Here is a 24,559-nt window from a genome sequence, read left to right on the forward strand (position 1 = left end):
GAAAATGGGCGTTAAAAAAGCGAGTGAGTGGGCCAGTTTTAGAGGGAATTGACGAAAAATGCTCACGCTGTAAAGCGTAAGCAAGAAGCCGATTAATATGAGCGTATTAGCTATGACGATGGTAAGCCAATCTGGTGCGGAGCCTCTAAATCCCAGTAAAAAAGGCCCAAAGCCAATAAATAACAGCGAGAGAGAAAAAGTCTTTAAGCCTTTGATTTTTTTCTGTGTGTATTGGTAACAAAGTAGACTGATTGAGTAAATGCAAGAGAACAGAATAACGATAAAGTTGAGCGTTCTGATGTCTAAATACTGATTGTCCATAAGCGCTCCACATCAATCCATAGTTCAGGCAACTCCTTTGCCTGATATCAATAAGCGAACTACATATTAACTTACTTATTGAGTGATGTCTTATGTTAAACGGCTATTCATTTACCAGCTCGAATTGTTCGGTTTGGTTGGTTTTCGTCGTAAACAGCAGACCAACAATCATCATAAATACGCTAGGCATAATCCAGCTAGCAAAGTCATTGTACAGAGGCATGTAATTACCCATCCACTCATCGGTGGAATCTGGCATGTAACCTAGGATGTGCAGCGCATCAACACAACCAAACGCTAGAGCAGTGAACGCCGTCGCGACGACCATGATTTGCGACATCTTGTTGCGCACTGGTGCCATGATCATCAACGCAATCGCTACTGGGTGAAGCGCCACAACGGCTGGTAATGTGATAGCCAATAGTTGTTCTAGACCTACGTTAGCGATCAAACCTGCCAACACCATGGTCGTGATCACGCAGCCTTTGTAGTTCACTTTGCTGAAAGTGTTGTCGTAAAACTCACTGCCTGCGGTGGTTACGCCGATAGCAGTAGTCAAACACGCCAATACCATCACGGCACCTAGTAATAGTGAGCCAAATGCACCGAAGTGGCTGAAGGTGAACGCCGTTAAGATGTCGCCACCATTGCTGAACTCAGAACCCAAGTACGAGCTCGTCGAACCAATGTAAGCCAATGAGATGTAAACAAATGCCATGGCAACGGCGTACATCAAAGCTGCAATTAGCGTGTATTTTGCGGTGGCTTTCGGACAATCCACACCCATGCTGCGAATCGCTCGGAAGATGATCCAACCAAAACCGATAGAACCTAGCGCATCCATCGTCATGTAGCCTTGGGTCAAGCCTTCAGCAAATGCGCCAGATACGTATGGTCCCGTTGCGGCAGTTAGCTCTCCTGTAGGAGAAACCAAAGCAGTCACGGACATGATGATTAAGATAGCCATCAATGCAGGCGTTAAGATCTTGCCTAGGTTGTCGACCAATTTACCCGGATATAGGGCAAATAGAATGGTGATAGCACAGAAGGCAATAGTGAAAGGCACCAAAGCGGCATCACCAAACATTGGTGCAAAGCTAAATTGGTAAGCGACGGTAATCGCACGTGGTATTACGAACGCAGGACCAATTACGATAAATACCATTACCCAAAAACTGGTCGCCAAAGGTTTAGGTAGGGCAGCGGTTAATTTGTCTGAACCGTTTACGATAGCCACCATCACCAGTGCCATCGCAGGCAGACCTACGCCCGTCAAGAGGAAGCCAGACATCCCGCTCAGAAAGTTCTCACCTGCTTGATAACCCAAAAATGGAGGGAAGATCAGGTTACCCGCGCCTAAGTACATGGCGAAAGTCATGAAGCCCAAAGCGGCGATATTGCGTGCGCTTAACATTGTTATTCCTCTTATGTTTCGCTTGGAAGAAACTGAAAGGAATGGGAGGAGTATGTGGTGTTCCCGTCAGCTTCTTCTCAAGCTGACAGAAAGTTTAGATATAGCCTGTCAGCTCTGAATCAGTTTCAGAGAGAGCAGGAGGATCGCAGCAGCAACGCCAGATGGGCGTTTTAAAGCGAATGGTAATTGCGCAGTTGCTGACATGGATGATCCTTAATGACGAAAAAATACCAAGGAATACGTTTGCCTTGGTGTGTTGTTACCCTAACGAACATAGGGCTATTGGCACAACCCCGAAGTAGAAAATAAGTTGATACGGTTAATGTTTGTTTCTGAACTGGTGGATCGAACTGCTTTTTAAATTCAAAACTAGAATAAATGACTTTTCATTTCTTTAACATGGCTTGTTTTGCTGTTTTTTTGTGCTATTTGTAGTCGTTTAGGCTATAAACCTCCGCTGATAAAGTGAGCAGTTTAGAATGATGCGCTTTTTGTTCTTATTGTTAAGACGCTCATTAGTTGCAGTTCAATCCAAAATTGCATCGGCAAAATATTGCTTATTAGTGAATCGTGCATTTATTTTGTCTTGATCACATTTTATTAACCTTTTGCGATCTAGGCGTGCAACCTTCTTCTCTTCAATGAGCAAGATCTTGCTCATTACTTTACTATCAAATCAGCATGATTTTGCTCATTTTTTATGTCTTTTAGCACTTAGTTCAATAAATACAAAGGGTTAAAAGTTGGCATTTCAATTGCTCTAGGGAATATGTTGTTAATAAAGGTTTAACATTATGTAAATCCCCAATCGTGAAACGACTACACGGAGAGTAATAATGAAAATGAATAAGCTGGTAAAAGCTTTGGCTGTCGCTGTGACTTCTTTTGGTATTGCTGCTAACGCTGCGGCAGAAGATCGTAGCTACATTCTTGCAACGGCATCGACAGGTGGTACTTACTACCCTGTGGGCGTAGCACTGGCGACTTTAAGCAAAGTGAAATTGGCACCAAAGCACCACTTCTCCCTTTCTGCAATCAGCTCTGCGGGCTCTGGTGAAAACGTTAAACTGCTGAACGAAAACGAAGCACAGTTCGCGATTCTGCAAGGTCTTTACGGTGCATGGGCTTGGTCTGGTGAAGGTCCTTATGAGAAGAGCGGTCGCCAAGAGCAGCTGCGTTCAGTCTCTATGCTATGGCAAAACGTTGAGCACTTTATTGTTCGCTCTGATCTAGCAAAAACTGGCACTGTGACTGACCTGAACAACCTAGATGGTAAGAAGTTCTCTATCGGTAAGAAGAACTCTGGTACTGAGAACTCGGGTCGCCAAATCATGAAAGGTCTGAAGGTAGACCCTGATAAATTCAATCTTGCTTACATGGGCTACGGCGGCAGTGCGAGCGCACTTCAAAACGGCACCATTGACGGCATGAACACGCCTGCGGGTGTACCTGTTGGTGCGGTTACTCAAGCTTTTGCTGCGCTGGGTAAAGACATTTCGATTCTTTCGTTTACTGACGAACAAATCAAAGAGGCGAACGGCAATTACAACCTATGGACGAAGTACGAGATCCCAGCGAACACGTACCCGGGTCTAGATAAGCCGATCACCACCATTGCACAGCCAAACTTCTTGGCAGTTCGTGAAGATATCTCGGAAGAAGACGTTTACCAGCTAACCAAAGCGATCTACGAGAACCTGCCTTTCCTACAAGGCATCCACAAAGCAACAAAAGCAATGGCGATTGAGAAAGCGATCGCTGGTTTGCCAGTGCCTCTTCACCCAGGTGCGGCGCGTTACTACAAAGAAATGGGCATCGAAATCCCATCAGATCTAATGGCGAAATAACGCCAACTTCGCCCCGAGTTTCGGCTCGGGGCATTTTATCCCTACCGATTTCTAAGATGGAAAAAGCCGTCAGAGCTTGGAGTATGAGATGAGCGACTCAATAGAAAAGGAATTGCAGAAATTTGAGCTGCCCACGCGCACTGATTTTCCGTGGGTAACCACCACAATCACAGTGTTTGGCGTGGTGTTGTCTGCTTTGCACATTTGGTTTAATACCTTATCGACGTTACCGGAGTTATGGATTTCCGCGACCCACTTTGCTGGCTTTGCGGTGATTTGTGCGCTTTGGTATCCGGCTCATATCTCTCTCAAGCAGAGTAAGGTTGCACTCGGTATTGATGTGTTAATTGCCATGGGCGCGGTCGCGTGTTTGCTCTATATTCCCTATGCCGAAGACGCGCTGTATGAACGTGGCGTGAAGTTCGTGACCAGCGATTGGGTCTTTGCCATCATGGCAATTTTGATTGTTATTGAGCTGATCCGACGCACCATGGGCTGGTTTATTCCAGTGCTGATTGTGGTGTGTTTGAGTTACGTTGTGCTTTGGGGTAAGTGGGCAACAGGCATTTTCCATTTCCCGGGGTTGAGCATGGAAACCTTGCTCTACCGTAGCTTTTATTCTTCTGAGGGCATGTTTGGTTCTATCTCGCGCATCAGTTGGACTTTCGTATTCATGTTCATTCTGTTTGGTGCGTTTCTTGTTCGCTCAGGTGTTGGTGATTACATCATCAATGTGGCACGTGCTGCGGCTGGCAAAATCATCGGTGGTCCCGGTTTTATTGCGGTGATTGGCTCCGGTTTGATGGGCTCAGTATCTGGCTCTAGTGTGGCAAATACGGTTTCCACCGGTGTTATCAGTATTCCTTTAATGCAAAAAGCAGGTTTCCCTTCGCGCTTTGCGGCGGGTGTTGAAGCTGCAGCGTCAACAGGTGGTCAGTTGATGCCTCCAGTGATGGGCGCGGGTGCTTTCATCATGGCGTCTTACACACAAATTCCTTATGTTGATATCATTGCGGTTTCTTTCATTCCTGCTCTTATCTATTTCTTGTCTGTGGCGTTCTTTGTGCGTATTGAAGCCAAACGCAGCGGCGTTCAAAAAATCACGACCAGCGATGAATCTCTACTGAAAGTGTTGATCAGCGGTTGGCACAACCTTATCCCGCTGGCGGTATTGGTTACTTTGTTGGTTCAAGGCTTTACGCCAACTTACGCTGCTGGCTTATCGATCATTTCTGTGGTGGTGGCTTCTTGGTTCTCGAAAGATCACAAGATGGGACCAAAAGCGATCATCGAAGCACTCTCGCAAGGCGCGAAAAACATGGCAACAACAGCCGTATTGCTGGTGGGTATTGGTTTGGTGATCAACGTGATCAGCACAACGGGTATCGGCAACACGTTCTCACTGATGATCGACGGTTGGGCGAATGGCGACTTGTTCATCATGATCGTTCTGATTGCGCTCGCTTCTCTTGTTTTGGGTATGGGTTTACCTGTGACAGCGGCGTATATTGTATTGGGCACACTGTCTGCCCCAGCGCTTTACAAGTTGATTGCGGAAAACCAACTGCTTGAATTGATGGTGTCAGGTCAATTGCCTGAACAAGCAAAAGCGATCTTTATGTTGGCGGCGCCAGAAAAGCTGGAGCTGCTTAATGCACCAATGGCGTTGGAAACGGCGAAAGAAATGGTGGCGTTAGTACCTGCTGACTTTATGGAAACCCTACTAGAGCAAAGTTTGGGTATGGAAGCGGTAGGCTTGGCGTTGTTGGCTGCTCACCTCATCATCTTCTGGCTATCGCAAGACAGTAACGTTACTCCTCCAGTGTGTTTGACCGCATTTGCTGCGGCAACCATCGCGAAAACACCGCCAATGCGCACTGGTTTGATGGCGTGGAAAATCGCCAAAGGTTTGTACCTTGTGCCGCTACTTATTGCCTACACAGGCTTAGTAAGTTGGGATGTGACGTCAGTGATTACCGTGGGCTTCTTTGCCATCATCGGTACCTATGCATTGATTGGTGCGATTGAAGGTTACTTGGAAGGTCCTCTAAACATTCTGACGCGTCTCTTGTTGGTAGTGGTGGGTACATTGCTGGTTTGGCACGACATCCCAATGTTGGTTCGTGTGGCAAGCTGCGCGGTATTTGTCGCGGTGTTCATTTACAGTGGTCGCAAGTTCAAATTGCAACAATCTCAACTATCGGTTTTATAAGAGGTCGTATGAAATCAGTCTATGACTACATCATTGTTGGTGGCGGTATCGTTGGCGTGTCGACAGCATGGCAACTGCAGCAACGTCACCCAGACAAATCCATTTTATTGGTTGAGAAAGAGTCCGGTTTTGCCAGGCACCAAACCGGACACAATAGCGGCGTGATTCATGCTGGGGTGTACTACGCACCGGGCAGCTTAAAAGCCGATTTTTGTAAGCGTGGGGTAGAGCGAACCATTTCGTTCTGTGCTGAGCACGATATTCCGGTGGAGAACTGTGGCAAGTTGTTGGTTGCGACCAATGAGCAAGAAGTCGAACGTATGAATGCCCTTTATGAGCGCTGCCATGTCAACGGTATCGACGTAAAGCTACTCGATGAAGTTCAACTCAAACTGGCTGAACCAAACATCACAGGCTTGGGCGCGATTTATGTCAAAACCACCAGTATTGTCGATTATCGTTTGGTCACTGAGCAGATGGCGGAAGAGTTCAAAAAGCTCGGAGGTCAAATTAGCCTGAGAACCAAAGTTGTGGCTGCCGAAGAGAAGGACGAAGAAGTCCAACTGACCTGCACTTCAGACGGGCAAACCATGCAGCTCAATGCTAAGTTCTTGGTCACTTGCAGCGGCTTGATGGCGGATCGTATGACTAAGATGATGTCTATTCCGACCGATTTCCAAATCATCCCTTATCGTGGCGAATACTACCGCTTAGATAGCAAACACGACCAAGTGGTGAATCATCTTATTTATCCAATTCCAGACCCTGATTTGCCATTCTTGGGCGTCCACCTAACTCGCATGATTGATGGCAGTGTGACTGTTGGTCCAAATGCGGTGCAAGGCTGGAAGCGAGAAGGGTACGACAAGGTTAATTTCAGCTTGCAAGATACCATGCAAATGCTCAGTTTCTCCGGTTTCTGGAAGGTGACACAAAAGCATCTAAAAACCGGACTGGATGAGTTTAAGAACTCGTGGTGGAAGCCGGGCTATCTCAAGTTGGTCAACAAATATTGCCCCAGCATCAAGGTCGAAGATCTCAAACCATATCCTGCGGGTATTCGTGCGCAAGCAGTGTTATCCGATGGCACTTTGGTTCATGACTTTTTGTTTGCCGAGAGCGCAAGAAGCTTGCATGTTTGCAACGCCCCCTCTCCTGCAGCGACATCTGCAATGCCTATTGGAGAGTACATTTGCGATAAGGTGAATGAGAAGATAGAGGCGAAAACGGTATAAAACAAAGGCGACGGAACTGTCGCCTTTATTGTGTTTGAAGTGGGAATTAGGAGTTGCCATCTTTAGGGCAAAGCTCACCTTTCTTGGCGTGTCTCTCGATCATGTAATCGCCGCGAGCACTGTGCAGAACGATCGCATTCCAGACTTGGCCATCTTGCAACTCGAACTCAAATGCATAATGGGTGCCTCCGACCATTTTCGTTCTCACTTCATGAATCGCTTTCAATTTATCATCGGCATTCATTTGATAAAGCACCATGTTAAGTGAGCGTCTGGCGTCAGGAGTTGCTTCAGCAACTTGCCAATGGCCCTGCTCTTCTGTTGCGGAGCAAATAGACCGCATTTTACTTTTCATGGTGGATGACATCTGCTTGTCTACGGCCAATGCATTTGGTGAAAACAGTAGACCTGTCAAAGGAATCAAAGTTGCCAGAATCTGCTTTAAGGTCATAAAAACACTCCGTTGTTTTACTCTTGCTTGAGTATAGACCTCAATGACTTCAGATGTGGTGCAGTAGACTCTTGGCCTACAATATCGCAGCTCGTATCAGCGAACTGACGATAAACAAGGCGACCACGCTTGCCAGCCAAATGCCAATGAACCACAAAATGGGTTTTAGTTTCATTAGTGATATCCCTCTCCACGTTTCATCTTACCGCGGAAAACCCAATACGAATAAGCCGTGTAGGCTATGATCAGAGGAAGTAATACCACCGCACCGGCAAGTAAAAATGCCAAACTTTTATCTGGCGCGGCGACGTCTTGATAAGTGAGTGCGAATGGGACCAAGTAAGGAAATGTACTGACACCGAAACCCATCGCGGAAACAAGAAACAGGCCGATGGCAAGTACATAGGCACGAACAGCTTTGTGGTCGAGTAAGGCTTTGAATAGCTGCCAAATGAGTGCCGCTGCAATGATTGGTAAAATGAAAAACAGCAGCGAGTTTGGTAATGAGAACCAACGTTCAAATACGATATTTTGGCTCAATGGCAGCCACAAACTGGCGATGAATATACAGGCTACCATCGCTAGTCCCCATCGTCGCGCGACCACGTAATAGCACCCCATCAGCTCTTCTGGAAGCTTGATTAATAACCAGCATGAACCGAGCAGAATATAAGCACAGACAAGCGCCAAGCCACAAAATACGCTAAATGACGAAAGCCAATCAAACCATCCACCTGCGTAAGCTCGTTCACTAACCTCTATACCTTGGAGCAGGGTTCCAAGCATAATGCCTTGCATCAATGCCGCGGTGAGTGAACCAATGAAAAAAGCGCTATCCCATAAAAACTTTCCGCGTTGTGTTCGGAAGCGATACTCAAAAGAAACCCCGCGCAGAATTAACCCGAGCAGCATTAAAATCAGGGGAGCATAGAGTGCTGGCATAATGACCGCGTAGGCGAGGGGGAACACGGCAAAAAGCCCACCACCACCAAGAACTAGCCAAGTTTCATTCCCATCCCAAACAGGAGCGATGCTGTTCATCATCATGTCGCGCTCTTCATCGTCATTAGCGCTAAGGAATAGGATACCAATACCGAGATCAAAGCCATCTAACACGACATAAATCAGAACGGCGAGCCCAATCAAAGCGTACCAAATTAATGCGTAATCCATGAGCTAGCCTCCTAGGTTAGATGGTTAGAGTGTGTGATAGCATCGGTTTTCGTGCCATCAGGAAGTCGGCTGTCTAAGCCTTCTTCATAACGAGTTGGAGATTTGCGCATCAAACGCAGTAGATAGAAGAAGCCTGATCCAAAAACCACAAAGTAAACCACGATGAACGCCGTCAGGGAGACGCTCACCGCGGCGGCATCAATAGGCGATGCCGAATTGGCTGTGGTTAAAAGACCGTACACGGTGTAAGGCTGGCGACCAACTTCGGTGGTTATCCAGCCTGCTAAAACCGCAATGAATCCAGCTGGAGCAAACAGCACACAAATACGTTGAAGTGCCCTTGAATCAAAAAGTTCGCGACGTGTTCTTAGCCATAGGCTCCACAAACCAATAACAAGCATGGCAAAACCAAGCGCGACCATTACTCGGAAAGACCAGAAAACGATGGACATAGGAGGGTGTTCTTCCTCTGGAAAAGCATCTAAGCCCTTTACTTTGCCGTTGAGGTCATGAGTTAAAATCAAGCTACCGAGTTTGGGGATTTCTAGTGCGTATTCCATACGTTTTTCTTCATCGTTAGGGATACCGAAGAGAATCAATGGCGCGCCTTGGTGAGACTCATAGTGCCCTTCCATCGCGGCAACTTTGGCGGGTTGATGTTCAAGGGTGTTTAATCCGTGCATGTCTCCAGCAACGATTTGAATTGGTGTCACGATGGCTGCCATCCACATTGCCATCGAGAACATAATTCTGGCTAGTGGATTATGGTTTGCTTTTAGTAAGTGATAAGCGGCAACGCCCGCTACAACAAAGGCGGTAGTGAGGTAAGCGGCGAGCAACATATGAACGAGCCGATAAGGGAAGGAAGGGTTGAAGACAATCGCCCACCAATCTTCTGGGATAAACTGTCCGGCTTCGTTGATACTGTAGCCCGTTGGTGTTTGCATCCAGCTATTGACCGAAAGTATCCAAAACGCAGACAAAAACGTCCCGAATGCAACAATACAAGTCGCGGCGAAGTGAAGCTTCTTACCTACCTTATCCATACCGAAAAGCATCACGCCTAAAAACCCCGCTTCGAGGAAAAATGCAGTGAAAACTTCATAACCCATTAGCGGGCCTAGGATTGGGCCTGTTTTGTCGGCAAACACGCTCCAGTTGGTCCCGAATTGATAGCTCAACACGATGCCACTTACCACACCCATACCAAAACTGATGGCAAAGATTTTGAGCCAGTATTTATAGATCTGCATGTACTGTTTGTTGCCCGTTTTTAAGTACAAGCCTTCTAACACGGCGAGGTAACTTGCCAAACCAATCGTAAACGCTGGAAAAATGATGTGGAAAGAGACAGTAAAGGCAAATTGGAATCTGGCTAAATCGATGGCGAGTGTGTCCATGGGCATTCCCTTTTAAGTTTCGAATTAACGGTTCGCCGAATTAGAAAATATGAGGGAAGAGCGACGAACAAAATGGAATACGAAGAGGGAAGGCTAAGAGATTAAAAAACGATCGCTTTTTACGGCAGTGCGTACCATCTTTTAGATAAAGGAGGAGTTGTTATGAGCCTTAAACACTACTTTGAGAAAGCGACACCTAAGTTTGGCCCTGGTGGGAAGTATCACAAGTTCTATCCATTGTTCGAAGCTGTCGAAACCATTTTTTACACGCCTGGTAAGGTTAACCAGGGCATGACTCACGTTCGAGATAGCATCGATTTAAAACGTATTATGATTATGGTGTGGCTGGCGGTCTTCCCTGCCATGTTCTGGGGTATGTACAACATAGGTCAGCAGTCCAGCGATGCTTTGTTGTATGGAATGGATCAAGCCTCAGCTCATCAAGCGCTGGCTTCTTCGTGGAAACTGAGTTGGGTATGGGGCTCGTTAGATGCGGTTTCACAGGCGGGGTGGGCAAGTAAAATGTGGCTTGGTGCTACTTACTTTCTCCCGGTTTATGCGACGGTGTTTATCGTTGGTGGTTTCTGGGAAGTTCTGTTTGCTATTGTGCGAAAGCATGAGGTAAATGAAGGCTTTTTTGTCAGCTCTATACTTTTTGCGCTGATCCTTCCACCGACAATTCCACTGTGGCAAGCGGCTTTAGGTATCACTTTCGGTATTGTTGTGGCTAAGGAGATTTTCGGTGGTACGGGGCGAAACTTCCTAAACCCAGCTCTGGCAGGGCGCGCGTTCTTATACTTTGCTTATCCTGCCAACATGTCCGGTGGTGCCGTGTGGGTCGCGGCTGATGGTTACTCTGGCGCAACACCGCTGAGCCAATGGTATGAAGGTGGACAAAGTGCCTTGATAAATAATATGACGGGACAGCCAATTTCATGGGGAGATGCTCTTGTTGGTAATTTGCCAGGCTCGATGGGTGAAGTCTCCACGTTATTGATTGCACTAACAGGCTTGGTTCTTATCTTTATGAAGATTGCGTCGTGGCGAATCGTTGCAGGCGTGTTGGTTGGTTTAGTGGCGGCTTCATTATTATTGAATGCGATCGGTTCAGACTCTAATCCCATGTTCTCCATGCCGTTCTACTGGCACTTCGTGATTGGTGGGGTTGCGTTTGGTACCTTCTTTATGGCGACAGATCCCGTCTCGGCGGCTTTTACCAATGGCGGTAAATGGGCATACGGACTATTAATCGGTGTGATGACGATTTTTATCCGAGTGCTGAACCCAGCGTATCCAGAAGGCATCATGTTAGCGATTCTATTTGCTAACTTATTCGCGCCACTTTTCGATTATTTAGTCAAAGAAAGTAATATCAAACGCAGAATGAAAAGGGCGAGACCTTCTTAAAATGAGGGTGACTTCACTGAAAGTTGATTGAAAACTGCACTATATTGAAAAGGTCAGAAACATGGGGTTTCTGGCTTTTTATTTTTATCAGGAGGACGAAGACGATGAGAATAAAGGATATTCTCGATAGCCGTTTGGTGCTGTCGTTCTGGTACAACCTAGACTACTGCTTGTCTCTTCTTAGTAAAATCTCTTCTCGTTGATTTCCTCAATGCAATCGCATTGAAAAGCATTCTATCTATTTGTTTTTTAGTCTTACGTGATACCGCGTAGGGCAATGCGTATAAGGAAATTAACAATGAAACGTATTCCAGAACCTTTCCGTATCAAAATGGTTGAGCCAATCAAAATGACCACTTTGGCAGACCGTGAAGTCGCGTTAAAAGAAGCGGGTTATAACCCATTTCTTCTTCGTAGTGATGATGTTTATATCGATTTACTGACTGACTCTGGCACTGGTGCCATGAGTGATAATCAGTGGGCTGGCATCATGATGGGGGATGAATCCTATGCGGGTAGCCGAAATTACTACAACCTGTGTGATGCAGTAGAGCACTTCTTTGGTTACAAGCTCACCGTGCCTGCGCACCAAGGACGTGGTGCCGAGCAAATTTTGTTCCCAGCTTTGATTGAGCGTATGCGTCAGGTGCGTGGTGGCGAAACGCCAGTATTTATCTCGAACTACCATTTTGATACCACAGCGGGTCATATTGAACTCAATGGCGGTAAAGCGATTAACGTGGTAACGGAAGAAGCATTCGACACCACTACGCCTTATGATTGGAAGGGCAACTTTGATATCGATAAGCTGGTGGCAACAATTGAAGCGCACGGTTCACATAACATATGTGCGATTATCACCACGATTACTTGTAATAGCTCCGGTGGCCAGCCTGTGTCGATGGAAAACATGCGCAGCGTGTACGAAATCGCAACCAAGTACGATATTCCGGTGGTGATTGACTCGGCTCGTTACTGTGAGAACGCCTACTTTATTAAGCAGCGTGAAGAAGGGTACGAAGATAAATCGATTCTGGAAATCATTCGCGAGATGTATCAATACGGCGATATGCTCACCATGTCAGCTAAGAAAGACCCGATGGTAAACATTGGTGGCATGTGTTGTATTCGTGACCATAAGGAGTTGTTCCAGGCGGTGCAGACGCGCTGCGTACCCATGGAAGGATTTGTAACATACGGCGGCATGGCTGGGCGTGATATGGAAGCGCTCGCTCGCGGTTTGTATGAAGCCGCGGATGAGGATTTTCTTCACTATAGAATTAGCCAAGTTCAATACTTAGGTGAACGCTTACGTGAAGGCGGTATTCCGATTCAATACCCAACGGGTGGTCACGCGGTGTTTGTGGATGCCGCTAAGATTTTGCCACATATTCCAACGGATCAGTTCCCTGCGCAGGTATTGTGTAATGCTTTGTACTTGGAGGCGGGTATTCGAGCAGTAGAGATAGGATCACTATTGCTTGGCCGTGACCCTGAAACAGGTAAACAAAAAGCGTCAGAGTTAGAATTAATGCGTTTGACCATTCCACGTCGTGTCTACACAAACGATCATATGGATTACATTGCGGATGCGATTATCGAACTGAAAAATCGTGCACATGAGTTAAAAGGGCTCACTTTTGAGTATGAACCACCAGTGCTGCGCCACTTTACTGCTCGGTTTAAAGAGATCGATTAATTAAGGTTTGAATATAGAAAAGCAAAAGGCCGCGAGTTTCGCGGCCTTTTTCGATTTGTTTCTTAGCGTTACACTTACGCCAACTCTAATGTGATGCGAACGAACTGATCGTCCTGGTACTGCACTTCATAATTGAAGGTGCCACTGGCGTAAATGCTGCCAAGGAAAAGTGAGCGTTGACTCATTGGTCCGCGGAACAGCATCGAAATAGGAGCGATTAGGGCGTTATTATCATCGAAATGCTGATTTAAGTTCTCAGAAAGCACACATAGCAAACAGCCGTGTTGGTCGTGAGATAAGTCGACGTCTTCCGGTCGAGATAATAATACGGTAGTCCCCAACTTCTTCTCAATCTCGTTAATCAACAGCAAGTAGCTATCTAGATCAGGTTGAGGGTTACTTGGTTTATCTGCACCCACGCAACGTTCGAGTAACGCTTCCAGATTTCCGTTCTCGCCTTTTGCCTGTTGAGTCAAAGACTTTAACGGCTTTTTAATCAGCTTATAGCGATTACTCTTCAGTTTTGGCTTCAGCCATTTCTGCAGTAAGTCGTTACGCTCTTTAAGGGAGAGACCATGTGAGGACGCGTGAATTTTAAAGTGCAGGTGCAATAAAGCGTGAACCGCAAGCTCACTCAGAAGTTGGTTAGCATCTGTAGACTGTCTTGCCTGCTTAGAACTTTGCATTACACTCGAACAAAATTAGGGAAGAAGGATAATGGTGCCGAGAGAGGGACTCGAACCCTCACACCAAAGGCACTAGCACCTCATGCTAGCGTGTCTACCAATTTCACCATCTCGGCATCATGATGCTCTGAATACTCAGAGGCCTCGAAAAGAAGCACCGCGAATTGTATAACCAAAATCCATCTGTTGGCGAGAGCAAAATGACGAATTTTGGATCTTTCGAGTTTGATTGCGTGTTTATTGGTCACTTTTGCGTTTTTTACCATCAAAGTCTGTCCTTATACCCTTACTTTTATTAGCAGTATGACGACAAAAGAACGTTTTTGCCTAAATTTTGAACGCTTGAACGTTTGCGTAAATAAATGTGATGAATATCTCTTTTTGTTGGCTATACTTGCGTCCCGTTTAAGCGGGAATTAGGGTTTAGTTGTTCAGGACCCTTACCCATACAAGCCGTCACATGGAGCAGGCCAAGCAATACGCTCGCCAGCAGTGAATGACCCCACGGACCGGACCAGCTACGTTCAATTGCTTGTATAAGGTAAAAATAAGATGTCGAACTATTCGTTCTGTCTACATTCTGGATCTGAAGGCGAGTTATCACTCGCTGCGTTGTCCCTTTCTTCTGCCAATTCCTTTGGCTCTTTTTTCTTTTTCAACGTTCAGTAGGTCCAGCTCATGAGTGTTCTATTTAGTCTATTTGGTATTGTTGCACTGCTAGGTTGTGCTTTCCTACTTTCTGAGGGCCGTTCTTCCATTAATTGGAAAACCGTATCTCGCGCCTTGATGCTACAAATGGGATTTGCTGCCTTAGTGCTTTATTTCCCGTTAGGTCAGGCGGCGCTGGCGAGTTTAAGTAATGGTGTCGCGGGGCTACTCAGCTTTGCTGATGAGGGGATTAAATTCCTCTTTGGTGACCTCGCTTCTTCTGGCTTTATCTTCGCTATTCGTGTCCTTCCTATCATCATCTTCTTCAGTGCTCTTATCTCCGCCCTTTACTACTTGGGCATCATGCAAAAAGTGATTCAATTTATTGGCGGCGCTATCCAGAAGTTCTTGGGTACGAGTAAAGCAGAGTCTCTGGTTGCAACAGGTAACATTTTCTTATCTCAAGGCGAGTCCCCACTTCTTATTCGTCCATTTCTTTCGAACATGACTCGCTCTGAACTGTTTGCTGTGATGGCTGGTGGTATGGCTTCAGTGGCGGGCAGTGTGCTTGGTGGTTATGCCGGTTTAGGTGTCGACCTAAAATACTTGATTGCGGCAAGCTTTATGGCTGCTCCAGGGAGTTTGATGATGGCAAAAATTATCGTTCCTGAACGCCAAACACCAAGTGATTACAACGATATTGAGCTAGATAAATCAGAAGAAAGCAACGTTATTGATGCGCTAGCAAGCGGTGCCATGGGCGGTATGAAAGTGGCCGTTGCTGTTGGTACCATGCTTATCGCTTTTGTTAGTGTTATCGCGATGGTGAACACGGGACTAGAAAACTTAGGTGACATACTTGGCTTCTCTGGTGTAACGCTACAAGCGATTTTTGGTTACTTGTTTGCACCTCTAGCGTGGTTGATTGGTGTGCCAAGCCACGAAATCCTTGCTGCGGGTTCATACATTGGTCAGAAAGTGGTGATGAATGAGTTTGTTGCGTTCATCGATTTTGTACAGCACAAAGCGACGCTGTCTGAGCATACTCAAGTCATCATCACTTTTGCGTTGTGTGGCTTTGCAAACATTGGTTCAATTGCTATTCAGCTGGGTTCTATCGGCGTGATGGCACCTGAGCGCCGCAAAGATGTAGCAAGTTTAGGCCTAAAAGCGGTTGCTGCTGGCACACTCGCTAACCTGATGAGTGCGTGTTTAGCGGGTATTTTCATCTCGCTCTAATTTAGATTGAAGATGCACACTAAAAAACCCGCCTAAATGGCGGGTTTTATTATTTCTAAGGCTTAGGTATTAAGCCGTAGGGTATTGATTTAAAAGCGTCAGGGTGCTCTTGATAAGTTGGCGCTTTATGTACCCCTTTCCAATCGAGCAGCATGATGGCTAGCACATTACGGTGCTCGCCGTACTTGAGATCAAAACTCCCATCGACCGATGGAATCATCCCTTTTTCAGCGTTGATTGCGTGACGAATGGCTTGGCGGGTTTTCTTTACGACCGGATCATGGTCCAAGCCTGCTAACAAAAACGAAATGCCGACTTCTGCAATCACATCTTCTTTGGCGCGCAGTAGAATAGTGTCGATGTTGTTGCGAAAGTAATCATAAATCCATTGGTGTTTCTTTTCGCTTACTCGTTCTTGATAGTACTGTGAGTCGGCAAAGATGATGTGCGTCATACCATAGAGTTTATTCCAATACTGCTGAGCTGACAGCATCTTATCTTTATCGTCGGGGTAGGTATTGCGAAAGGTTTGAGCAAATTCCTCGACCACATCTTGCTCACCAAGCTGACGAAGCCAGTAGACTTGGTTTGCGAGCTGAGCTGCCCACGCCTCTATCATTTCTTTGTCCGTAACGTAACGCGAGAAATCGTAGCGCCTCAGGATCTTTCTTAGCGTCTTGTCTTTCTTATGTTTCAGACCATATTCGTTTGCTCTTGCCATTGCGCCAAGCAAATCCACGCCAAGATAAAGATATTCAGGATGGTGTTTAGTGACGGTATAGCGTCGTTGCCCTCGCTCACTTTCTTTCTCTTGATACGCGGTCAATCTTTGTGATGAATAAAGAATAATGTCTTCAGGTTCAACGACTTCATTAGCAAATCGGTTTAATCGGCTAGCTACTTGTGCCATGTCGGTCCAAACGGCAGCGAGATATTTCTCATCTAACGTCTGACGGTACATGCGTAAGCCAAAGTGCCCCTCTTTAAACGCAGGTAAAGTGAACAGTTCCTGCTCGTAGGTACTACGAATCAACTGTGCTGATTGAGCATTATCTAGGAGCGGTATCTCTTCTTGTGATGCCTGAACAGCAAAGGTAAGTGAGCAAGAGAGTAAGACCGCTAAGCTAAGAGGTTTGATACGCATAAATCCATTCCCTATGAAGTCCTGAATCTAAACCTACCATCAATATTAATTAAGAATGTAAAAGCTGAGTCAATAGTTAAAAATCTGTCGAAAAGTCAGATTGATACGTTCACCTTTGGTTTTCGCGGTTTTTGGTACACAGTGTTTCCAGTGATGTTGGAGCTCGCCAGCCATAACCAGTAAGGAGCCGTGAGAAAGCTCATATTCAATCTCAGTTTTACAATGTAAATTTCTGAGCAAAAATCGACGTGTTTCACCTAAATTCAAAGAGGCGATAACCGGGTTTCTACCTAGCTCTGGTTCATTGTCTTGGTGCCAGCCCATCGAATCTTGGCCGTGTCGGTATAGGTTGGCAAGTACAGAGTTGAAGGCTACATCCGCAATCGTCTCACAGCGCACTTTGAGCTGAGTTAACTCAGGAGTCCAAGGGTGAGGCTGCATGGTCAAGCCAGAGTAAGTATATGCTGCATCACCATGCCACGCTTGTAAACGAGGTTGAAGTACTGACTTGCCGAACATGGTAATGCGCTCTTGATGCCATGGCAGTGTTTTCAGAAGTTGGTCAAAGTAGTGATCCGCTTCTAGATGGCTAAGAAAATAAGGATCGTAATAGAGTTTCCCCCTTTCTACTTCTTGCCACTGAGTACCGTCAAATAAATCGCCTTGTTGATGCATCATCTCATACCTAAAACATAAAAAATCTTAATCACTGTTACCTTTCCGATTGGGATTGGTTATTCTTGTAATAATAAGAATTTTAACAATAAATAAAAATCTCGTAACGATATACGAGTTGTGGGGAGAAAATGCGTTATTTACCCAGAAAGCGATGCTATTTTGCATTGTTCTTCCTCTGTTTTTTCGCTTTATGCGTTGGGGTTATTGAGCTGTTGCATCGAAATCAGCAAGAGCTTCACCAAGAGCGAGTTCAAGTTGAGGCCAAAGAACAACTTTCCACCCTCCGTTCCAATTTGGAAGCGGTACTTATGGCGGATATCTATAAAGCCAGTACCTTGGCGACACTCATTACTTTACTGCCTAAAAACCAAGAAGACGAATTGAACATTGCGGCTCACCGCATTCTGAACAAAAGCAAACATATTACGATCATTGGCATCGCGAAGAATGATGTTATCAGTCATATATTTCCCCGCCAAGGTAATGAGCGTTTAATTGGCCTCGATTACCGAACGGTGCCACAGCAGTGGGTGCAGGTGCAAAAAGCCAAGGATATACAAGAAATATTTATAGCAGGGCCTGTCAACTTGATTCAAGGCGGCAAAGGCTTGATCGTGCGGGTTCCGGTTTTTCTTGATCCACCGTTGAACCAAGATTATTGGGGTGTGATCAGTGCGGTGATTAATTTTGATGCTCTGATGCGAGAAACTGGCGTGATCGATTTCTCTTATCGCTATCCTTTGATGATTCGTGGTTACGACAGTGGCGGTGCTTTTGGTGACGTTTTCTTTGGCGCACTGAGTGAAACCAAAACGCCATACGCGAAAGAAATGGTTCATTTTCCTTATGGTGGGTGGAGTATGGTGGTTTTCTCCGGAGACAAACTCGACCATAAAATTCCTTGGCATCAGCTTTATTTAGCAAGGCTCATCGGTTATCCCATTGTTTTTGCACTGAGCCTCGCGCTTATTGCGATTTATCGCTTGTACACCATTGCGGATGATAGAGCACTGCATGATGAACTGACGCACTTACCAAACCGTCGCTATTTTATGAAGTTTTACAAGCAGCAGTTTGAAATAGCGAAACGTTACAAAAAGCGTTACAGCTTCGCCTTAATCAATATAGATCTGGATAGATTTAAACATATTAACGATACCTATGGTCATGACGCAGGCGACAAGGTCTTAGTCGCTACGGCTGAAAGAGTGAGAAGCTCTCTGCGTAAATCAGATATAGTGGCCCGAATGGGAGGTGATGAGTTTTTAGTTGTCGTTCATAACCCTGGGACGGAAGAAAATGTTCAGTCTCTGCTACAAAAGCTCAGGTTAGCTTTATGTTCGACGCCCGTGATTTACGATGAAGCGCTCATCTACCTGAGAACCAGCATTGGGTACGCGATATTTGATCCGGACATGTCATCTCCAGAGCAAATGATGAAAATAGCCGATGAGAGAATGTATCAACAAAAACATGGCGGATGAACCTGAGCCCAGTTTCAATCAGGGCTTTGGAGCAGTGGTAAGGTTAAGAATCCGAAATCTCACCATCATTTGGGTATAAGAATATATGACTTTACATGTCAATAGACTCTTTGCTGAGAGAGTCATTATTAGCAGTGCATAAAGTGGCATATTTGCATATTGTTGCATTTTGCAAATGCAGTTTGCGAAATTTATGGTTAATAAAGCAACGATATGCATCTGGATCTATTAAAAAACGGCCTTTTTAAAGTTGGCACGCATCGTGCTTTATCTAGAGTGACCCTTATTAAGCCGAGGGTCACCTAGCCAACTGACGTTGTTAGTGAATACACATTGTTCACAAGTATATACCGCCAATCACGATTATTGTGATTGGCGTTTTTTCTTTCTAGAGACCAATAATATTCATGTTGTCACCTGTCTCATCGGTTTCTCCGCACTTACTGTAACAACTAGGCTGCCTTGGACAAACGGCCCCTCTTGAGCAGATTAGCCTAGCTTGGGTTTGAATACCTCGTTCTATCCAATTGATGTTTAATATCTTAGCAATGGTTGTTAAGTCTTTTTTGATGTGGGGAGGAATGACACTACTTCCGCCGGAAGCGACACAAAGTGACTTCAGCTCTTCCGCAATAGAAGCTGCATCACCACCTTGTGCAGAAATCGCAGGGTTTAAATCTATCCCCGCGCACAACACTCGGTTGTTCCCCGCAGGGTCAAATACGTTGACTGATTCACAACAGTAAATACGTGGCTCGTCGCCCACATTCAAAATCGAAATTTGCGCTGAACTTGTATCCAAAGGTTGGGCTAGACGTCTAAATACAGCCCAGTGTTGGCAGGGATCGTTCACTTTGCGCATATTGCCCCAAGGAAGCGGGATGCCATTTCCACGATATACCGCTTTCAACTTGCCCGGACCATAGGCATCAAAGTAATGCCAATGAGGGTACGGAGAAACCACGGTCATACGACGCATCGCAACGGAAGGAGAAACGCCGGCCTTTTTGTGAACATCAATTTCGTAACCGGAACGGTCAAGCAACTGACGAAATGGTACTTTGGGGCAAAGCAGGGCACCAGCAAAAAAGCTGGACTCAAAATCGCGCCAAGCTTGTAGGATATCTTGCGAGTTGAGCTCAGAGTTGGAAACTGGGCTGTCCATTTGCTCCCAGTTGTTTTGATGCCCAATAGATAAAACGTTATTCATTGCATCACTGCTATGGAGCACGCGATGGCCGATGTATACCGCCAAGTCATATTTCAATCGGGTTGGGTAGTCACGCATTCGTTTATTGAGATAAATGGTGCCAGGTGGCTCCATGAAAGACGTAATCAACTGTTTGGCGCTGACGCCCAGTTCATCAATCACATCCTGTGGTGCTCGGTCTACCCAGCGAATATCCAACCCCATGCTTTTCGCAATATCTATCAGATCTTCTACCGATAGATTCAGGCGTTTCAAGCCGACCTCTTCGGCTGCGCGTTCTAAATCAGGAAAATGGTTTTGATGGTTTTCTTGGTGCGCACGGATCAATAAGTGGGCGAATTGACGTCCAGTAATACCCGTTTGAGACAACATCTCTGGAATCGCGATTTGGAGAATATCATTGGAGAACAAAAAGCTCGGCTCCAATGCCATACCGTTGATACCGCCACGATTCCCTTTGTTGGGTGTAATGGCTTCTAGTTCCGGTTCATCATCTAAAAACCAGGCAGGATCTTTTTGAAAAACTTCCGCGATTACTTCGAGCATATCAATACTCGGAACGCGTTTTCCGCGCTCTATCATCGAAAGGTAAGATACCGACGGTGCGTACTCAGGATTGATCCTTACACAGCGTGCAGATAAATCCTCCATAGTTAAATGGTTGTTTTTCCTTAGGTTGCGAATTTTCGTACCTAGAAAATGGGACTGACGAATAAGGCTTTTTGACACAGACATTTTGTAAAATTCACATTGTAAAATTTTTGTTGTGAAATTGTAGTCAATATTTCGCTAGTCTACATAATAAGCAGGCAAGGAAATTAACCATCAACTTCACAGAATTGCCTGAAACTTAAACGAAGGAATTAAGTTTTTACTCTAGGACGAGTTTTTTTAAGTGCGAGGATATGACGATGAATATGCTGAACTTCGATAAAAAAGAGATGCAACAACAACAACGCCCATTTATCGCTGAAGCTGTATTTGCCGTCGAAGCGGTAAGTGCTGAGCAGCAGAGCGAGAAGCAAGTAAAAGCGAAGCAACTACTAGACCGCATGTTCCCATTGGAGAACGGGTCGCACCAAGATGTATCAAGTTACGTAATTGATTACCGCCATGTATTGGCTTACTTCAAAGACGGCACACACAGCGGCCTGAAAAGCCCAAAACACTTTGTGGCGTATACGGGTGAGAAAGAAGATCCAAAATCGATCTTGTTTAAAGACGATTCAGGTAACCACGTAGAAGTGCTATTTGGCTGTCATAAAGGCACCGGTTGTGTGGAGTTGATGGATATTGATGACATTCAACTGGAAACACGCACTACGTTTAATCCTGAACTAACGGGCAATGCGCCGACGGCGATGCGCCACTGGATCAGCCTAATCAAAGGCGACAAAAAAGGTAAGCCGATGGCATGCAGTGAAGATAAAGAATACACTGCGAAAAACGGTGACGACTATATTCTAAGCTACTGCTACAGTGTCGATTAAGATGTGAAGCGCCAGATAAATAGACCCCGCACTCAATAGTGCGGGGTTTTTATTCTATTTCGAAAAAGTCGGTCTTATTAACCAAGCTTACATAACAAGTTGATTTAAATGGGCATCACGCGGTTACGACCGAGTTGTTTTGCCTCATAAAGTTGCTTATCGGCTTTATTGACCAGAGCTTCAGGCGTATCACCCACCTCATATTCAGCTACCCCAAAAGAAGCGGTAATGCTGTGAACTTGTGTACCAGAGCGCTTATCTCTGATGCGCAGTTTTTCAATCATGCGGCGTAGTGTGTCTGCATATTGGCGAGCAATTCGCAGAGACTTATTGGGCACAATTAAAGCGAACTCTTCACCACCAAAACGATACGCGCATATTCCATCTCGACAGCTTTGTTGTAGTCTACGGGCAATGGCTTTTAGCACCGTATCGCCGAAAAGATGGCCGTAATTGTCGTTAAATGACTTGAAATGGTCGATATCAAGCATGATCAAGGTCATTGCTTGATTTGATGCGATAAGCGAAGACAGATCTTTATCAAAAGCTCGACGGTTGTAAAGGTTGGATAGACCATCAAATAATGCGTCTTGCTGTACTTCAGCTAGCTGATTTTTGAGGCGAGAAATTTCTTCACTCGCATTAGTTAATTGGCTATTCAAAAACTTTGTCGAGTGACGAATTTCGTGTGACTCTGCGACAAGTTGACGAATCACCACCATCACTTCTTCAATACTTAAGCTGTTGTCTTCAACTTTTTCGAGCTTATTAAAACTTTTGTCTACCATTTCAGAAAAGGAAGAAGTATCTGAAAGTGTATCGCTCATCGAGCTGGACACTTCATGCAGCAGAACTTCTACATTGGTTCTAAGATCTTCAAGGCTAGTTTCTGCTTTACTAGCAACATAGTTGTTATAAAGCTGTTTATTGGTTGCAGGTGGGCAGATACCGTAGTTTTCTAACACCGTATCCAACTCAAAGTTGAGTTCAGGAATGGTCTTGTCAACGTAGGTATACCAAAGCGCATAGTTGGCTGGCGTGGCAGCAACATGATTTTTGATCATTAGTGGGACCGCTTTTTTCAAATTAGCGGTCGATTTTTTAAACTCGTCGGTCATTTCTGCGATGGTACTAGCAAAATGGAATTGGACTTAGATTAACGGATATTAACCAATATCGCTTTAATTTTTATCATTTTTGCATGGTTTATATAAAAAATGAGTGATTAAGACCGTTATCAATATCGCCAAATTTTAATTTTATAAAATCTTAGTATGAAACATGCGCGAACGATGTTTTGGTGTTAAGGGCTCTAAGATGACCAGCCAATTGGTTTAGTGAGATTGTCAGTAACCTAATGATCGTAAAGCTCTATTGCCCGTACAACAACGAGTGGAATAAAAGACTTAACGCTTAGGCTATTTGCAACAAGAACGCGGGACTCCGAGTTTACAAAAAACGAGTTTACAAAAAGAGGGTGCGACTTGGATAAGAAAATAGGACTGTATTGGTTCACTAATGACCTGCGTTTGCATGACAACCCGCTGTTGATAGACGCTTGTGCAGAAATGGATGAGTTAATTTGTTTGTATTGTCGCCCCTCGGTGACACCTTACTTGCAGCACTTTGCGCAGGAGACCTCTTTAGGGCGTGCGAAATTGCAGTTTCTCGAGGCATCGCTTAATGAACTTAATCAATCTTTAGCTAAATTGGGGCAACGATTATGGACGGTTGAACTGACGCCCTATCAAGCGATCAAATATGCCATCAGTCATTTCGGTATCACTCATATTTATGCTGATGCGTTTGCTGGTTCGGATGAGCAACAGGCTCTAGAGCGTGCAATTGAAGGCACTCCCCATGTGAATATCAAACAGCAAGCGATCCGCACTTTGTTGTGCGAAGAACAGTTGCCATTTGAATTAAGGCAACTGCCTGCGACCTTCACGAAATTTAGAAAGCAGGTCGAAGGTTTAGACCTCTCTCAACCTTACGAGAGCGTTCATGCTTTACCGCCAGTACCTTCAGGTATGAATTTTCCTACCGCCACGACATATTACTTTGACACCAAACCAGCATTTGATGGCGGAGAACTGAGCGGTCTTGAACATTGTCGACGCTATTTTGCTTCAAGTTTAGCGAGCGAATATAAACAGACTCGCAATGAGCTCGATGGGATGGAGTATTCAACTAAATTTTCACCTTGGTTAGCTCATGGTTGCGTCTCTCCTACAATCATTTATGCCATGCTCAAACAATATGAGCAGAAGAACGGAGCAAATGATTCAACCTATTGGATCTATTTCGAGTTGTTGTGGCGGGAATACTTTTATTGGTACGCGAGAAAGTATCAACAGAAGTTGTTTCGATTTGGCGGTATCGCCAACCAGCCACCACTGACCAGCTTTTATGCGCAACGCTTTAAGCAGTGGAAGAAAGGCGAAACACCTTTTCCAATCGTTAACGCATGTATGCATCAGCTTAATAAAACGGGTTATATGTCTAACCGAGGGCGCCAACTGGTCGCGAGTTGTCTGGTTCATGAACTCGGACTCGACTGGCGCTACGGTGCTGCTTATTTTGAAACTCAGTTGATTGATTACGATGTCGGCTCTAATTGGGGCAACTGGCAGTATTTAGCTGGTGTTGGCGCTGACCCACGTGGCTCACGTCAGTTTAATCTAGAAAAGCAGACACAAACTTATGATCCAGATTTTTCATTTATCGACAAATGGCAGGGGAGATGCGTAGGCGTACATCTTGATAGTGTCGATATGGTGGATTGGCCGATTGCGCCAAAAAAAGAGAGCGGGAGATAACC

At 45.3% G+C, this 24,559-nt stretch carries 18 protein-coding genes and 1 tRNA gene; 9 read left to right on the forward strand and 10 right to left on the reverse strand.

From position 1 onward, the window contains the following. Window positions 1-424 precede the first annotated feature (424 nt). Window positions 425-1,735, reverse strand: coding sequence for a branched-chain amino acid transport system II carrier protein (brnQ, locus tag CBX98_RS06985; RefSeq protein WP_109168836.1), 1,311 nt, complete (start codon window positions 1,733-1,735; stop codon window positions 425-427). A gap of 836 nt (window positions 1,736-2,571) precedes the next feature. Between brnQ and CBX98_RS06995 the strand changes: the two genes are divergently transcribed. The 3 genes from CBX98_RS06995 to lhgO all read left to right on the forward strand — a co-directional run bounded on the left by CBX98_RS06995 (window position 2,572) and on the right by lhgO (window position 7,029). Continuing rightward, window positions 2,572-3,582 (forward strand): TAXI family TRAP transporter solute-binding subunit, encoded by a 1,011-nt coding sequence (locus tag CBX98_RS06995; protein ID WP_005374185.1) that lies wholly within the window; start codon window positions 2,572-2,574, stop codon window positions 3,580-3,582. 88 nt (window positions 3,583-3,670) lie between these two features. Further along, a complete protein-coding gene (locus tag CBX98_RS07000; RefSeq protein ID WP_047007972.1) occupies window positions 3,671-5,794 on the forward strand; it encodes a TRAP transporter permease in 2,124 nt (707 codons plus the stop codon). An 8-nt stretch (window positions 5,795-5,802) separates the two neighbouring features. Further along, window positions 5,803-7,029, forward strand: coding sequence for an L-2-hydroxyglutarate oxidase (gene lhgO, locus CBX98_RS07005; protein ID WP_109168837.1), 1,227 nt, complete (start codon window positions 5,803-5,805; stop codon window positions 7,027-7,029). Window positions 7,030-7,075: 46 nt separating this feature from the next. Here the strand turns inward: lhgO and CBX98_RS07010 are convergent, their stop codons facing one another. The 3 genes from CBX98_RS07010 to CBX98_RS07025 form a co-directional block, all read right to left on the reverse strand. Next, entirely contained in the window at window positions 7,076-7,480 is a 405-nt protein-coding gene (locus CBX98_RS07010) for a cystatin (protein WP_109168838.1), read from the reverse strand. A gap of 174 nt (window positions 7,481-7,654) precedes the next feature. Further along, entirely contained in the window at window positions 7,655-8,653 is a 999-nt protein-coding gene (cydB, locus tag CBX98_RS07020) for a cytochrome d ubiquinol oxidase subunit II (RefSeq protein ID WP_109168839.1), read from the reverse strand. A gap of 11 nt (window positions 8,654-8,664) precedes the next feature. Further along, a complete protein-coding gene (locus tag CBX98_RS07025; RefSeq protein ID WP_109168840.1) occupies window positions 8,665-10,053 on the reverse strand; it encodes a cytochrome ubiquinol oxidase subunit I in 1,389 nt (462 codons plus the stop codon). Between the two features lie 162 nt (window positions 10,054-10,215). Here CBX98_RS07025 and CBX98_RS07030 point away from each other — a divergent pair, with 162 nt between their 5' ends. Both CBX98_RS07030 and CBX98_RS07035 read left to right on the forward strand, forming a co-directional pair. Next, a complete protein-coding gene (locus CBX98_RS07030; RefSeq protein ID WP_109168841.1) occupies window positions 10,216-11,460 on the forward strand; it encodes an NADH:ubiquinone reductase (Na(+)-transporting) subunit B in 1,245 nt (414 codons plus the stop codon). Window positions 11,461-11,758: 298 nt separating this feature from the next. Continuing rightward, window positions 11,759-13,159, forward strand: a complete 1,401-nt coding sequence (locus CBX98_RS07035; protein WP_005393637.1) for a tryptophanase — start codon at window positions 11,759-11,761, stop codon at window positions 13,157-13,159. Window positions 13,160-13,233: 74 nt separating this feature from the next. On the opposite strand, the gene CBX98_RS07040 is transcribed toward CBX98_RS07035, so the two are convergent. Together CBX98_RS07040 and CBX98_RS07045 are read right to left on the reverse strand one after the other, a co-directional pair. Continuing rightward, window positions 13,234-13,845 carry a DUF2913 family protein gene (locus CBX98_RS07040; protein ID WP_005374167.1) on the reverse strand — a complete coding sequence of 204 codons (612 nt, stop codon included), beginning with the start codon at window positions 13,843-13,845 and terminating at the stop codon, window positions 13,234-13,236. A 32-nt stretch (window positions 13,846-13,877) separates the two neighbouring features. Further along, window positions 13,878-13,961 (reverse strand) — tRNA-Leu (locus CBX98_RS07045). Window positions 13,962-14,523: 562 nt separating this feature from the next. On the opposite strand from CBX98_RS07045, the gene CBX98_RS07055 reads away from it, so the two are divergent. Continuing rightward, entirely contained in the window at window positions 14,524-15,732 is a 1,209-nt protein-coding gene (locus CBX98_RS07055; RefSeq protein ID WP_005393641.1) for a NupC/NupG family nucleoside CNT transporter, read from the forward strand. Window positions 15,733-15,787: 55 nt separating this feature from the next. On the opposite strand, the gene CBX98_RS07060 is transcribed toward CBX98_RS07055, so the two are convergent. Together CBX98_RS07060 and CBX98_RS07065 are read right to left on the reverse strand one after the other, a co-directional pair. Beyond that, entirely contained in the window at window positions 15,788-16,876 is a 1,089-nt protein-coding gene (locus CBX98_RS07060) for a DUF3541 domain-containing protein (RefSeq protein WP_109168842.1), read from the reverse strand. 69 nt (window positions 16,877-16,945) lie between these two features. Beyond that, complete coding sequence (locus CBX98_RS07065) at window positions 16,946-17,551, reverse strand: alpha-ketoglutarate-dependent dioxygenase AlkB (protein WP_104973364.1); 606 nt, start codon at window positions 17,549-17,551, stop codon at window positions 16,946-16,948. Window positions 17,552-17,682: 131 nt separating this feature from the next. On the opposite strand from CBX98_RS07065, the gene CBX98_RS07070 reads away from it, so the two are divergent. Next, window positions 17,683-19,038, forward strand: a complete 1,356-nt coding sequence (locus CBX98_RS07070) for a diguanylate cyclase (protein WP_109168843.1) — start codon at window positions 17,683-17,685, stop codon at window positions 19,036-19,038. A 388-nt stretch (window positions 19,039-19,426) separates the two neighbouring features. On the opposite strand, the gene CBX98_RS07075 is transcribed toward CBX98_RS07070, so the two are convergent. Further along, entirely contained in the window at window positions 19,427-20,983 is a 1,557-nt protein-coding gene (locus CBX98_RS07075; RefSeq protein WP_109168844.1) for a DUF3612 domain-containing protein, read from the reverse strand. Between the two features lie 176 nt (window positions 20,984-21,159). Here CBX98_RS07075 and CBX98_RS07080 point away from each other — a divergent pair, with 176 nt between their 5' ends. Further along, on the forward strand, window positions 21,160-21,738 hold the full coding sequence (locus tag CBX98_RS07080; protein ID WP_005393653.1) for a malate synthase: 579 nt from the start codon (window positions 21,160-21,162) through the stop codon (window positions 21,736-21,738). Between the two features lie 104 nt (window positions 21,739-21,842). On the opposite strand, the gene CBX98_RS07085 is transcribed toward CBX98_RS07080, so the two are convergent. Then, on the reverse strand, window positions 21,843-22,856 hold the full coding sequence (locus tag CBX98_RS07085; protein ID WP_005393654.1) for a GGDEF domain-containing protein: 1,014 nt from the start codon (window positions 22,854-22,856) through the stop codon (window positions 21,843-21,845). 366 nt (window positions 22,857-23,222) lie between these two features. Between CBX98_RS07085 and CBX98_RS07090 the strand changes: the two genes are divergently transcribed. Then, window positions 23,223-24,557: a DASH family cryptochrome gene (locus CBX98_RS07090; protein ID WP_109168845.1), complete on the forward strand. Its 1,335-nt coding sequence runs from the start codon at window positions 23,223-23,225 to the stop codon at window positions 24,555-24,557. Window positions 24,558-24,559: the final 2 nt, after the last annotated feature.

It is taken from the genome of Vibrio sp. T9, from assembly GCF_003123985.1.
GTDB classification, from domain to species: Bacteria; Pseudomonadota; Gammaproteobacteria; order Enterobacterales; family Vibrionaceae; genus Vibrio; species Vibrio diabolicus.